The following is a 13,707-nucleotide window of genomic DNA, read 5'->3' as shown; positions in this document are numbered from 1 at the left end:
CGATGAGCAGATCGCTCTCTTGGGGGGCTCGCTACCGATTAACAGGGCACAGTTCCTTTCAGCGATATGCCTCCACCGGCACACAGGAACAGAACAGATTCCGGTCCCCATACACGTTGTCGACCCGGTTCACCGCCGGCCAGTATTTATGCTGGCGTGCGTGAGCACTGGGGGCGATGCCCTGCTCGAGGCTGTACGGCCGACTCCACGGCGCCAGCACATCGGCCAGGGTATGCGGCGCATGCTTGAGCGGGTTGTCCTCGGCCGGCCAGTTACCCTCCTGGACCTCGGCGATCTCCGCCCTGATCGCCAGCATCGCCTCGACGAAGCGGTCCAGTTCGGCCTTCGACTCGCTCTCGGTGGGCTCGACCATCAGCGTGCCTGGCACCGGGAACGACATGGTCGGCGCATGGAAGCCGTAGTCCATCAGGCGCTTGGCAACGTCCTCCTCGGTGATGCCGGTCAGCGCCTTGAGCGGGCGCAGGTCGAGGATGCATTCGTGGGCCACGCGCTGGTTGCGCCCGCGGTAGAGCACCGGGAAGGCATCGCGCAACTGGCTGGCCAGGTAGTTGGCGCTGAGGATCGCCACCTCGCTGGCATCCGCCAGCTGCGGCCCCATCATGGCGATGTACATCCAGCTGATCGGCAGGATGCTCGCACTGCCCCAGGGCGCGGCGCTGACTGCGCTGTTGTTCGGGTCCAGCTCGGGCACCGGTACCACCGGATGGCTGGCGACGAACGGCTTGAGGTGGGCACGGATGCCGATCGGCCCCATACCCGGCCCTCCGCCGCCATGGGGGATGCAGAAGGTCTTGTGCAGGTTCATGTGCGAGACGTCGGCGCCGATGTCCGCCGGCCGTGCCAGCCCTACCTGGGCATTGAGGTTGGCGCCGTCCATGTACACCTGGCCACCGTGCTGGTGGACCACCTCGCAGATCTCACGGATGCCCTCCTCGTACACACCATGGGTCGAGGGGTAGGTGATCATCAGGCATGACAGCCGTTCGCCGGCGGCCTTGGCCTTGTCCTTGAGGTCATCGAGGTCGACGTTGCCGTCCTCGTCGCAATCGACGATCACCACCTCCATGCCGGCCATCTGCGCCGACGCCGGGTTGGTGCCGTGGGCCGACGACGGGATCAGGCACAGCGTGCGCCCTGGCTGGTGCCGGCTGCGGTGGTAGCGGGTGATGGCCATCAGGCCGGCGTACTCGCCCTGGGCCCCGGAGTTGGGCTGCATGCAGATCGCGTCGAAACCGGTGATCGCGCACAACCAGTGTTCCAACTCCTCGATCATCGCCCGGTAGCCCTGCACCTGGGCAGCCGGGGCGAACGGATGCGGCAAGGCGAACTGCGGCCAGGTGATCGGGATCATCTCGCTGGTGGCGTTGAGTTTCATGGTGCACGAGCCCAGCGGGATCATCGACTGGTTCAGTGCCAGGTCCTTGTTTTCCAGCTGCTTGAGGTAGCGCAGCATCTCGGTCTCGCTGTGGTGCAGGTTGAACACCGGGTGCTGCAGGATCGGCGTGCGCCGCACCAGGGCGCCGGGAATGCCTTCGGGCAGTGCCTTCTGGTCCAGTTCGGCGATCGTCAGGCCATGGTCGACACCGAGGAAGATGTCGAACAGCCGCAGCACCGTCGTCTCGTCACAGGTTTCATCCAGGCTCACCCCCAGGTGCCCGCGCCCGAGGATGCGCAGGTTGATCCGCGCATCCTCGGCGCTCTCGATGATCGCTGCCTGGGTACCGCCGACATCGAGGGTGAGGGTGTCGAAAAAGTGCTGGTTGAGGCGCTTGATGCCCTTGCCCTCGAGCCCGGCGGCGAGGATGAAGGTCAGCCGGTGCACGCGCTGGGCGATGCGCCGCAGGCCTTCCGGACCGTGGTAGACCGCGTAGAAGCCGGCAATATTGGCCAACAATACCTGGGCGGTGCAGATGTTGGAGTTGGCCTTCTCGCGGCGAATGTGCTGCTCGCGGGTCTGCAGGGCCATGCGCAGCGCGGTGTTGCCCCGGGCGTCGCGAGACACACCGATGATGCGCCCGGGCATGGCTCGCTTGTAGTCGTCACGACAGGCGAAGTAGGCCGCGTGGGGCCCCCCGTAGCCCATGGGCACGCCGAAACGCTGGGTCGAGCCGAGCACCACGTCCGCACCCAGCTCGCCGGGCGGCGTCAGCACCACCAGGCTGAGGATATCGGCGGCGACGCAGGCCAGCGCCTGCTGGCCGTGCAGCTGATCGATCAGCGGGCGCAGGTCGCGGACCTCGCCATGGGTGTCCGGGTATTGCAGCAAGGCACCGAACACCTTGTGCCTGGCCAGGTTGTCCACGCTATCGACGATCAGTTCGAAGCCGAAGCCTTCGGCGCGGGTACGCAGCACCGATAGCGTCTGCGGGTGGCAGTGCTCGTCGGCGAAGAAGGCGTTGCTCTTGCTGCGCGCCACGCGCCGCGCCAGGGCCATGGCCTCGGCGGCGGCGGTGGCCTCGTCGAGCAGCGAGGCGTTGGCCAGGGCCAGGCCGGTGAGGTCGATGACCATCTGCTGGAAATTCAGCAGCGCCTCCAAGCGCCCCTGGGCGATCTCGGGCTGATAGGGCGTGTAGGCGGTGTACCAACCCGGGTTCTCCAGCACGTTGCGCAGGATGACCGTGGGAGTAACAGTGGCGTGGTAGCCCATGCCGATCAAGCTGGTCCACAGCTCGTTCTGCGCCGCGTAGTCGGCGAGCCGGGCCAGCGCGGCCTGCTCGTCGAGGGCCGGGGGCAGGTCGAGGGGGCGGTTGAAGCGGATGCCGGGCGGCACGGTCTGCTCGATCAGCTCACGGCGGCTGGCAACGCCCAGCGCCTCGAGCATGGCCTGCTGCTCCCGGGCATCGGGGCCCAGGTGGCGCGACAGGAACGGGTTGGCGACGTGCAGCTGGTTCAGCGAGGGCGACTGGGACATGGCGACGATCTCTTCCTGTACCCGGACTCATGGAGACTTACAAGTCTAGGAAGGGATCGCCCATGTTGCGGGAAAACTTGCCCGGGGCCGTGATCGGCGGCCCCGGACAGCCCGCTAGCGGACCAGGTGCAGGAACTGCATGTGCCGTTCGTACTGGTCGAGGATGTCGTTGATGATCTGCTCCTTGCTGTAGCCGACCAGGTCGTAGTTCTGGCTGCCTTCGCTCAGGTGCACTTCCGCCCGGTAGTAACGGCGGTTCTTCAACTCCTGGGTCCCCAGCCCGCCCAGGGCGAACGAGGGCGTGAAGTAGCCACGCATCTGCACCTGGTAGATGAACGGCTGCTCTTCGCCATGGCCGATCTTCAGGCTGACGTTGTCGTGGCTCGGGTCGTCCTGGGTGATCAGCACCAGGCCCTTCTGCTCGAACACCTCACGCACGTCGGCGATTGCCGGGCGCACCACGTCGTCCATGAAGCGGTACACCTCGTCACGCGACGGGAAGTGCACCGCCTGGCTCAGGCGCTGGCGCCAGCCACCACGACCGCGCCGGGACTGGGCGAACGGTGCCAGCGAGTGCATCTGCGCGATCTGCCGTTGCGACTCCAGGTAGAAAGCCTTGTGCAGGCCCCACATCATGCACAGCAGGATCAGCGAGAACGGTAGCGAGGTCAGCACCACCGCCGACTTCAGCGAATCGATGCTGCCGGCGAACAGCAGTCCGCTGGTGATCAGCGCAGTCATCGCACCCCAGAAGATTCGCAGCCAGTTCGGCCCGTCCTCGTCGGCGCCACCCCCCTTGGCCGACAGCGTCGACAGCACCACGGTGCCGGAGTCGGCCGAGGTGACGAAGAACACGAAGCTGATGAACACCGTCACGGCAATCACCGTCTTGCTCCAGGGGTAGGTTTCCAGCAGCAGGTACAGGCTCATCGACGGGTTGTCGAGGGCCGACTGGCCGAGGGCGGTCATGCCGTGGTCGAGCACCTGGCTCATGGCGCTGTTGCCGAAGATCGACATCCACGCCAGGGTGAAGCCCAGCGGGATCAGCAGCACGCCGAAGACGAACTCGCGAATCGTCCGGCCACGCGAGATGCGCGCGATGAACAGGCCCACGAACGGCGCCCAGGCAATCCACCAGGCCCAGTAGAACACCGTCCAGCCTCCCAGCCAGTCACGGTTCTCGCCGTAGGCGTAGACATCGAAGCTCTTGCGCGGCAAGGCGCCGAGATAGTCGCCGAGGTTCTGGATCAGGGTATTGAACAGGTGCTGGGTGGGGCCGGCGAACAGTACGAACAACAGCAGGGCACAGGCCAGGAACAGGTTGATGTCGCTCATCACCCGCACGCCTTTCTCCACTCCGGCGACCGCCACGGCCACCGCCGCGCCCATCATCAGGGTGATCAGCATCACCTGGATCCACTGGCTGTGGCTGATGCCGAACAGGTAGTCGAGCCCGGCATTCAGGTGCAGCACGCCGAAGCCCATGTCGGCGCCCAGGCCGAACACCGTGGCGATGATGCCGAAACCGTCCACTGCATAGCCGATCGGGCCGTTGATACGCTTGCCGATCAACGGATACAACGCCGAACGCAGGGCCAGCGGCAGGTTGTGCCGGTAGGCGAAGTAGGCCAGCGCCATGCCGACGAAGGCGAACACACCCCAGCCGTGCAGGCCCCAGTGCAGGAACAGGATCTGCATCGCCTGGCGCCCGGCCTCGGCCGTGCCCGCCTCGCCTTGGGGCGGTTGGAGCATGTGGGTCAGCGGTTCGGAGACGCAGAAGAAGAACAGCGTGATGCTGATGCCGGCGGCGAACAGCATGCCGGCCCAGGACAGGTAGCTGAACTCGGGCTCGTCATGGTCGGCACCAAGCTTGATCTTGCCGTAGCCGGACAGCGCGGTGACCACCACGAAGACCAGGTACAGGGTCATGGCCAGCATGTAGTACCAGCCGACCGTGTTGGCCGCCCAGTTCTGCGCAGCCTGCAACCACTCGCCCGCCGCTTGCGGTTGGGCGATGACCACCAGGCCGAAGATGAGGATGAAACTTGCCGCGAAGTAGAACACCGGAGGGTTCATGCGGATCTTGCCATTGGCAAGGTCGGGGGTCGGTGCACTCATGAAACAGGCACCTCGTCGGAGGACGTGAGGTTCGGATTGAACGGGTTCAGCAAAGGCAATCCCTCCTGATGAACACCGGCAATGGACCAGCGTTTTTCGTTGAACAAGCGTTCAAGTTAACCATGGATCGCGTTTCAATGCGACCGTGCGGAGGCGGGCCAGCCCGCCCCCACAAGCCGAAAGACCCAGGCTAGAGCGCTTTCCTGCCCTCGCAATCCAGCTGCAGATTGGCCTGGGTGATGTTGCTGTCAGCCGGCACACTGCGGGTCAGCCAGACATTGCCGCCGATGGTCGAGCCCTTGCCGATGGTGATCCGCCCGAGGATCGTCGCGCCAGCGTAGATCACCACGTCGTCCTCGACGATCGGGTGGCGCGCCAGGCCCTTGTGCAGGGTGCCCGACTCGTCGCTGGAGAAACGCTTGGCCCCGAGGGTCACAGCCTGGTAGATGCGCACCCGCTCGCCAATGATCGCCGTCTCGCCGATCACCACGCCAGTGCCGTGGTCGATGAAGAAGCTCGGGCCGATCTGCGCGCCGGGATGGATGTCGATGCCGGTGGCCGAGTGCGCCAGCTCCGAGCTGATTCGCGCCAGCAGCGGCAGGCCAGCCCGGTACAGGTGGTGGGCCAGGCGGTGATGAATGATGGCCAGGATGCCCGGGTAGCACAGCAGCACCTCGTCGACGCTACGCGCCGCCGGGTCACCGTGATAGGCCGCCAGCACGTCGGTGTCGAGCAACACGCGCAGGGCCGGCAGGGCGGCGGCGAAGTCCTGGATCAGGCGCAGGGCGTGAGCGTCGACATCGCTGGCGTCGGTCTTGCCGTGGCGCGCGGCGTAGCGCAGTTCCAGGCGGGCCTGGGCCAGCAGTGCGGTGAGCGCGGCATCGAGGGTATGGCCGACATAGAAGTCCTCGCTCTCCTCGCGCAGGTCCACCGGGCCCAGGCGCATGGGGAACAGCGCACCGCACAGTTGCTCGAGGATCTGCCGCAGCGCCTCGCGCGACGGCAGTTCGCGCCCGCCCTGCTCGCCACTGCTGCGGCCATTGCTACTGCGCCACTGCTCACGGGCACTGCGCAGGCCACTGACGATGCCCTGCAATTGCCAATGCCCGATTGATGGTTGTTCGCTCACGCTGTTCTCCTGGCAGGCCATTATCCGAGTGTTCGTTCCTTGTGGAGCAAGTTCGCACCCACAGGGTCACTCCTGTAGGGCAAATACGATACGACATATCCCCCTCTTGGAAAAAACAACGCTTTATTCCATCCTGCGCCAAGTCGAGCATAAGCAACGCTGACGGGCTTTTCATTCGTGACTACCCTCAGTGTTGCCAGCTCATGACGAAAGGCAATAAGTGAATAACAAACTGATTTTTTATTATTTCCCAGCCTATACAACCCACCCCTATAGTCGCCACCCACTACTTTCACAATAAGCGCGGGGCCAGCCACATGATCCGATTCAGCAAACCGCTTCTCAACGCCAGCCTGGCAGTGTTGCTTGGCGCAGGCCTGCTTGGCCAGGCCTTCGCCGGCGAGCAACTGAAGACCATCGAAGAAAAGGGCGTGATCAACGTCGGCCTGGAAGGGACCTACCCACCGTTCAGCTTCCAGGACGAGAACGGCAAGCTGGCCGGCTTCGAGGTCGAGTTCTCCGAACTGCTGGCCAAGGAGCTGGGGGTCAAGGCCAAGATCCAGCCGACCAAGTGGGACGGTATCCTCGCCGCCCTCGAGTCCAAGCGCCTGGACGTGGTGATCAACCAGGTGACCATCTCCGAGGAGCGCAAGAAGAAGTACGACTTCTCCGAGCCCTACACCGTCTCGGGCATCCAGGCCCTGGTGCTCAAGGGCAGCGACAACGAGAAGAACATCAAGACGGCCGCCGACCTCGGCGGCAAGAAAGTCGGGGTTGGCCTGGGCACCAACTACGAGCAGTGGGTGAAACAGGATGTACCGACAGCCGATGTCCGTACCTACGAAGATGACCCCACCAAGTTCGCCGACCTGCGCAACGGCCGTATCGACGCCATCCTGATCGACCGCCTGGCGGCACTCGAGTACGTCCAGAAAACCGCGAAAGACAAGAAACCCACCGCGCTCGCCGGCGAGAAGTTCTCCAAGCTCGAATCGGGCGTGGCCCTGCGCAAGGGCGAGCCTGAGCTGCTGGCGGCGATCAACAAGGCCATCGACAAGCTCAAGGCCGATGGCACGCTGGCCAAGCTCTCCGAGAAATACTTCGGTGCCGACGTGACCCAATGATCGCTGAAACCCTGCAACTTGTTGTCGACTCCGCGCCCTTCCTGCTGAAAGGCGCCGGCTACACCGTGCTGCTCAGTGTCGGCGGCATGTTCTTCGGCCTGGTGCTGGGCTTCGGCCTGGCACTGATGCGCCTGTCGAAGATCCTGCCGCTGGACTGGATCGCGCGCGTCTACGTGTCGTTCTTCCGCGGCACGCCGCTGCTGGTGCAACTGTTCGTGATCTACTTCGGCCTGCCGCAGATCGGTATCGAGCTCGACCCGATCCCGGCCTCGCTGATCGGCCTGTCGCTGAACATGGCGGCGTACATCTGCGAGATCCTGCGAGCGGCGATTTCCTCGATCGACCGTGGCCAGTGGGAGGCCGCCGCCAGCATCGGCATGACCCGCACCCAGTCCATGCGCCGGGCGATCCTGCCCCAGGCCCTGCGCACCGCCCTGCCACCGCTGGGCAACAGCTTCATCTCGCTGGTCAAGGACACCGCCCTGGCGGCGACCATCCAGGTGCCCGAGCTGTTCCGCCAGGCCCAGCTGATCACCGCGCGGACCTTCGAGGTGTTCACCATGTACCTGGCCGTGGCCGTGGTCTACTGGATCCTGTGCAGCATCCTGGCGCACTTCCAGAACCGCATGGAAGCACGGGTCAACCAGCACGACCAGGAGCACTGAAAATGATCGTAGTAGAAGGCCTGACCAAGCAGTTCAAGGGCCAGACCGTGCTCAAGGGCATCGACCTGAGCGTGCAGCCCGGCGAGGTGGTGGCCATCATCGGCCCCAGCGGCTCGGGCAAGACCACCTTCCTGCGCTGCCTGAACCTGCTGGAAACACCCGACGCCGGGCGTATCCAGATCGGCGCCATCAGCATCGACGCCAACCGCCCCCTGGGCAGCCAGCAAGGTGCGATCCGCCGCCTGCGCCAACAGGCCGGGTTCGTGTTCCAGAACTTCAACCTGTTCCCCCACCGCACTGCCCTGGAGAACGTCATCGAAGGGCCGGTGATCGTCAAGAAGACGCCGCGCGACCAGGCCATCGAACTGGGCAAGCGGCTGCTGGCCAAGGTCGGCCTGGCTGGCAAGGAAGACGCCTACCCCCGACGCCTGTCCGGTGGCCAGCAACAACGGGTGGCCATCGCCCGTGCCCTGGCCATGGAGCCGGAGGTGATCCTGTTCGACGAACCCACCTCGGCACTCGATCCCGAACTGGTCGGCGAAGTGCTGGCGACCATCCGCGGCCTGGCCGAAGAGAAGCGCACCATGATCATCGTCACCCACGAGATGAGCTTCGCCCGTGACGTGGCCAACCGGGTGATCTTCTTCGACAAGGGCGTGATCGTCGAGCAGGGCGAGGCCAAGGCGCTGTTCGCCAATCCCAGGGAAGAACGCACCCGGCAGTTCCTGCGCAAGTTCCTGGGGACCGCCGCCGCACAGGACTGAGCGCCAACCATGCAATCGCGGGGCAAGCCCGCTTCCACAAGGGCGTGGGAGCGGACTTGCCCCGCGTTTTTTATCCCCACGACTCGGCAGTTCTTCTATCAATATTCCTAAACGTTAGTTCATAAACTTTTTATAAACGAATAGGGTATATGAACCGGACCACCGGACCAGCAAATGTCTGTCGCCATCCACTGAGGCGACGCATCCAACTTTTGTGAGGTAAGGAATGGTCAGGATCACAATCACCCCAGTGCGCAACGCCAGGGCATTGAGTGCAGCCAAGGAGCGGTACTGATGTCCAGCCAGCCACATACCCCCTTCACCAGCGATCTCGACAGCTCGCCACTGCTGCTGCCCGCCAAGGTACTGCGCAACGACGAAGAGGCCCTGCAGGCCGCCCGCGAACTGGCCGACCTGGCCCGCCAGCAGGCGGCCCGTCGCGACCAGCAGCGCAAGCTGCCATGGGCCGAGATCGAGCAGTTCACCCGCAGCGGCCTGGGCAGCATCAGCGTGCCCAAGGCCTTCGGCGGCCCCGAGGTATCGTTTGCGACCCTCGCCGAAGTGTTCCGCCTGATCAGCGCCGCCGACCCGGCGCTGGGGCAGATCCCGCAGAACCAGTTCGGCCTCCTGCACCTGCTGCGCCTGAGCGCCACCCAGGCGCAGCAGGAGACGCTCTTTCGCAGCGTGCTCGACGGCTGGCGCATCGGCAACGCCGGCCCTGAACGCGGCACCAAGGACACCCTGACGCTCAAGGCGCGCATCACCCGCGACGCTGACGGCTATCGCATCAGCGGCGAGAAGTTCTACTCCACCGGCGCCCTGTTCGCCCACTGGGTAGCGGTCAAGGCGCTCGACGACGAAGGCCGCCAGCGCCTGGCCTTCGTTCGCCGTGGCAGCCCCGGGCTGCGTATCGTCGACGACTGGTCCGGCTTCGGCCAGCGCACCACCGCCAGCGGTACCGTGCTGCTCGACCAGGTGCCGGTGGACGCCGACCTGGTCATCGATACCGGGCGCCAGCGCGAGGTGCCGAACATCCAGGGCGCCGTCTCGCAACTGATCCAGGCCGCCATCGACGCAGGGATCGCCGCCGCCGCGATCGACGATGCGATCCATTTCGTGCGCGAGAAATCGCGGCCGTGGATCGAGGCCAAGGTCGAACGCAACAGTGACGATCCCTATGTGATCGCCGACGTCGGCCGCCTGAAACTCGACCTGCATGCCGCCGAGGCCCTGCTGCGCAAGGCCGCCAAGATACTCGACGCCGTCAACGCCGGCCCCATCGACGCTGCCGCCGCAGCACGCGCCTCGATTGCCGTGGCCGAGGCCAAGGTGCTGACCACCGAGATCGCCCTGCAGGCCAGCGAGAAGCTGTTCGAGCTGGCCGGCAGCCGCGCCAGCCTCGCCGAGTTCAATCTCGACCGGCACTGGCGCAACGCCCGGGTCCACACCCTGCACGATCCGGTGCGCTGGAAGTACCACGCCGTCGGCGCCTACTACCTCAACGGCACCCTGCCCGCCCGCCATTCCTGGATCTGATTGTCGGCCCGACACAGGCCCCGTCCGCTCCCCAGTGGGGGCGGGCTTGCCCTGCGATGGCCCCCGGAGAGCAACATGACCGCATCCCTCATCACCACCGACGGCGAAGCCCTCGCCGTCGCCGACGAGCTCGCCCAGTACCTGCGCCAGGACAGCGCCGTGCGCGACCGCGAGCGCCGTCTGCCCCACGCCGAGCTCGAACGCTTCGTGCACACCGGCCTGTGGGGCATCAGCGTGCCCAAGGCCTTTGGCGGCGCCGGCGTATCCAACGCCACCCTGGCCAAGGTCGTCGCCCGTATCGCCCAGGCCGACGCTTCGCTCGGGCAAATCCCGCAAAACCACTTCTACGCCCTGGAAGTGCTGCGCGTGAACGGCACACCCGAGCAGCACAAGCGCCTGTACGCCGAAGTCCTCGCCGGCCGGCGCTTCGGCAATGCCCTGGCCGAACTCGGCACGAAGAACGCCCACGAACGCACCACGCGCCTGAGCCGCGACGGCGGCCACTACCGCATCGACGGTCGCAAGTTCTACTGCACCGGCGCGATCTACGCCCAGCGCATACCGACCCTGGTGATCGACGAGCAGGACATCTCGCACCTGGCCTTCGTCCCCGCCGATGCCCCCGGCATCGAAGTGATCGACGACTGGAGCGGCTTCGGCCAACGCACCACCGGCAGTGGTTCGGTGGTGTTCAACCACGTCCCGGTCCGCGCCGAGGACGTGGTGCCGTTCGCCAGCGCCTTCGAGCGCCCGACCACGGTCGGTCCGCTGGCGCAGATCCTCCACGCCGCCATCGACACCGGCATCGCCCGCGCGGCCTTCGAGGACGCCCTGCACTTCGTGCGCACCCGCAGCCGGCCCTGGATCGACTCCGGCCTCGACAAGGCCAGCGACGACCCGTTGACCCTGAAGAGCTTCGGCCACCTGGCGATCCGCTTGCACGCCGCCGAGGCCCTGCTCGAGCGCGCCGGCGAGATCCTCGACATCGCCCAGGCCGACAGCAACGCCGAGACCCTCGCCGCCGCCTCCGTCGCCGTGGCCGAGGCCCGGGCGATCAGCACCGAGATTTCCCTGGCCGCCGGCACCACGCTGTTCGAGCTGGCCGGCAGCCAGGCGACCCTGGCCGAGCACAACCTCGACCGCCACTGGCGCAACGCCCGGGTGCACACCCTGCACGACCCGGTGCGCTGGAAGTACCACGCCATCGGCAACTACTACCTCAACGACGAGAAGCCGCCACGCCGGGGGACCATCTGATGGCCAGGGAAATCCTCCTCAACGCCTTCAACATGAACTGCATCGGGCATATCAACCACGGGCTGTGGACCCACCCGCGGGATACCTCGACCCAGTACAAGACCCTCGCGTACTGGACCGATCTCGCCCGCCTGCTCGAGCGCGGGCTGTTCGACGGCCTGTTCATCGCCGACATCGTCGGTACCTACGATGTCTACGGGCAGTCGGTGGAGGTGCCGCTGAAGGAGGCGATCCAGCTGCCGGTCAACGATCCGCTGCTGCTGGTCTCGGCCATGGCCGCAGTGACCCGCCACCTGGGCTTCGGCCTGACCGCCAACCTCACCTACGAGGCGCCCTACCTGTTCGCCCGGCGCCTCTCCACCCTCGACCACCTGAGCGACGGCCGGGTCGGCTGGAACATCGTCACTGGCTACCTCGACAGCGCCGCGCGGGCCATGGGCCTGGAGCAGCAGCCCGAGCACGACCGCCGCTACGACCAGGCCGACGAATACCTGCAAGTGCTGTACAAGCTGCTCGAAGGCAGCTGGGACGACGACGCCGTGGTCGCCGACCGCGCGCAGCGCGTCTACGCGCGGCCAGACAAGGTGCGCAAGGTCGAGCACCACGGCGAGTTCTACAAAGTCGACGGCTACCACCTGTGCGAACCCTCGCCGCAGCGTACTCCGGTGCTGTTCCAGGCCGGCAGTTCGACACGCGGCCTGGCCTTCGCCGGCAACCACGCCGAATGCGTGTTCATCAGTGGCCAGGACAAGGCGGCCACCCGCGCCCAGGTCGACAAGGTCCGCGCTGCGGCCAAGGCCGCCGGGCGTGATCCGCAGGCGCTCAAGGTATTCATGGGCATCAGCGTGGTGGTCGCTCCCAGCGAGGCACAGGCTCGCGCCAAGCATGCCGAATACCTGAGCTACGCCAGCCCCGAGGCCGGCGTGGCGCACTTTGCCAGTTCCACCGGCATCGACTTCTCGCGCTACGGCCTGGACGAGCCGATCGGCTTCACCCAGGGCAATGCCATCCAGTCCGCCACCCGCCAGTTGCAGGACAATGCCTGGACCCGTCGCCGCCTGCTCGAACAGCACGCCCTGGGCGGACGCTACGTGATCCTGGTTGGCGATCCGCAGCAGGTGGCCGAGCAACTGATCGCCTGGATCGACGAGACTGGCCTGGATGGCTTCAACCTGACCCGCACCGTCACCCCGGAAAGCTACGAGGACTTCATCGACCTGGTGGTGCCCGAACTGCAACGCCGTGGCCGCTACAAGACTGCCTATCGTGAGGGCAGCCTGCGCCAGAAGCTGTTCGCCACGTCCCAGCCTCACCTTCCCGCCGACCATCCTGGCGCCGCTTACCGAAACCCGATCCCTGCCCCGACTGGAGCCCTGCGCCATGCTTGAGAAACTGTTCCGCCCCATCGCGGCCCTCGCCTTGGGCCTGGGCCTTTCCACCGTCGCCCTGGCCGCCGAGCCGTTGAAGATCGGTACCACCGCGGCCTTCGCCATACCGCTGGAAGCGGCGGTGGAAGAGGCCCACAAGCAAGGCCTGGAGGTGAAACTGATCGAGTTCAGCGACTGGATTGCGCCGAATGTCAGCCTCAACAGCGGCGACATCGACGTCAACTACTTCCAGCACATCCCGTTCCTCGAGAATGCCAAGGCCGCTGCCGGCTTCGACCTGGTCCCCTATGCCCCGGGCATCATCAACAACGTCGGCCTGTACTCGAAGCGGTACAAAAGCATCGAGGCACTGCCCGAAGGCGCCAGCGTGGCCATCGCCAACGATCCGATCAACAGTGGCCGAGGCCTGCAACTGCTGGCCAAGGCCGGACTGATTACCCTCAAGCCCGGCGTGGGCTACAAGGCCACCGAGGACGATATCGTCGCCAACCCGAAAAAGCTCCGGATCCTCCAGGTCGAGGCGGTGCAACTGGTCCGCGCCTATGACGATGCCGACCTGGTCCAGGGCTATCCGGCCTACATCCGCCTGGCCAACAGCTTCGACGCCACCTCGGCGCTGCTGTTCGATGGCCTGGAGAACAAGGAGTACGTGATCCAGTTCGTCATCCGCCCGCAGGAAAAGAACGACCCGCGCCTGGCCCGGTTCGTCGACATCTACCAGCACTCGCCGGCCGTGCGCGCAGCCCTGGACAAGGCCCACGGCACCCTCTACCAGGCCGGCTGGGAAGGCTGAC

10 protein-coding genes are annotated in these 13,707 nt (G+C 65.7%); 7 read left to right on the top strand and 3 right to left on the bottom strand.

All coding sequences use genetic code 11. The features are described 5' to 3' along the window. Nucleotides 1–58 precede the first annotated feature (58 nt). The 3 genes from gcvP to epsC form a co-directional block, all read right to left on the bottom strand. Nucleotides 59–2,932, bottom strand: coding sequence for an aminomethyl-transferring glycine dehydrogenase (gcvP, locus tag F3J43_RS20170; RefSeq protein ID WP_166890927.1), 2,874 nt, complete (start codon nt 2,930–2,932; stop codon nt 59–61). A 114-nt stretch (nt 2,933–3,046) separates the two neighbouring features. Continuing rightward, entirely contained in the window at nt 3,047–5,050 is a 2,004-nt protein-coding gene (betT, locus tag F3J43_RS20165; protein ID WP_166890924.1) for a choline transporter BetT, read from the bottom strand. A gap of 190 nt (nt 5,051–5,240) precedes the next feature. Beyond that, nucleotides 5,241–6,179, bottom strand: a complete 939-nt coding sequence (gene epsC, locus F3J43_RS20160; protein WP_166890920.1) for a serine O-acetyltransferase EpsC — start codon at nt 6,177–6,179, stop codon at nt 5,241–5,243. A 317-nt stretch (nt 6,180–6,496) separates the two neighbouring features. Between epsC and tcyJ the strand changes: the two genes are divergently transcribed. The 7 genes from tcyJ to F3J43_RS20125 all read left to right on the top strand — a co-directional run bounded on the left by tcyJ (nt 6,497) and on the right by F3J43_RS20125 (nt 13,706). After that, nucleotides 6,497–7,303, top strand: a complete 807-nt coding sequence (tcyJ, locus tag F3J43_RS20155; RefSeq protein WP_166890917.1) for a cystine ABC transporter substrate-binding protein — start codon at nt 6,497–6,499, stop codon at nt 7,301–7,303. Next, complete coding sequence (tcyL, locus tag F3J43_RS20150) at nt 7,303–7,968, top strand: cystine ABC transporter permease (RefSeq protein ID WP_353618267.1); 666 nt, start codon at nt 7,303–7,305, stop codon at nt 7,966–7,968. Before tcyJ ends, tcyL begins: the two co-directional genes overlap by 1 nt. A gap of 2 nt (nt 7,969–7,970) precedes the next feature. Next, the gene (gene tcyN, locus F3J43_RS20145) at nt 7,971–8,732 is read left to right on the top strand and encodes an L-cystine ABC transporter ATP-binding protein TcyN (protein ID WP_166890911.1); all 762 of its coding nucleotides are present in this window, start codon (nt 7,971–7,973) and stop codon (nt 8,730–8,732) included. Nucleotides 8,733–9,026: 294 nt separating this feature from the next. Next, nucleotides 9,027–10,268: an SfnB family sulfur acquisition oxidoreductase gene (locus F3J43_RS20140; RefSeq protein ID WP_166890908.1), complete on the top strand. Its 1,242-nt coding sequence runs from the start codon at nt 9,027–9,029 to the stop codon at nt 10,266–10,268. 75 nt (nt 10,269–10,343) lie between these two features. Then, entirely contained in the window at nt 10,344–11,525 is a 1,182-nt protein-coding gene (locus F3J43_RS20135; RefSeq protein ID WP_166890905.1) for an SfnB family sulfur acquisition oxidoreductase, read from the top strand. Then, entirely contained in the window at nt 11,525–12,913 is a 1,389-nt protein-coding gene (locus F3J43_RS20130) for an LLM class flavin-dependent oxidoreductase (protein WP_166890902.1), read from the top strand. The genes F3J43_RS20135 and F3J43_RS20130 overlap by 1 nt, the downstream gene beginning before the upstream one ends. Continuing rightward, nucleotides 12,906–13,706, top strand: a complete 801-nt coding sequence (locus F3J43_RS20125) for a MetQ/NlpA family ABC transporter substrate-binding protein (protein ID WP_166890899.1) — start codon at nt 12,906–12,908, stop codon at nt 13,704–13,706. Before F3J43_RS20130 ends, F3J43_RS20125 begins: the two co-directional genes overlap by 8 nt. Nucleotide 13,707: the final 1 nt, after the last annotated feature.

Source organism: Pantoea sp. Cy-639, from assembly GCF_011752525.1.
Taxonomy (GTDB): domain Bacteria; phylum Pseudomonadota; class Gammaproteobacteria; order Pseudomonadales; family Pseudomonadaceae; genus Aquipseudomonas.
The sequence above is the reverse complement of the archived record's forward strand: the minus strand, read 5'-3'. Positions and strand labels throughout refer to the sequence as shown.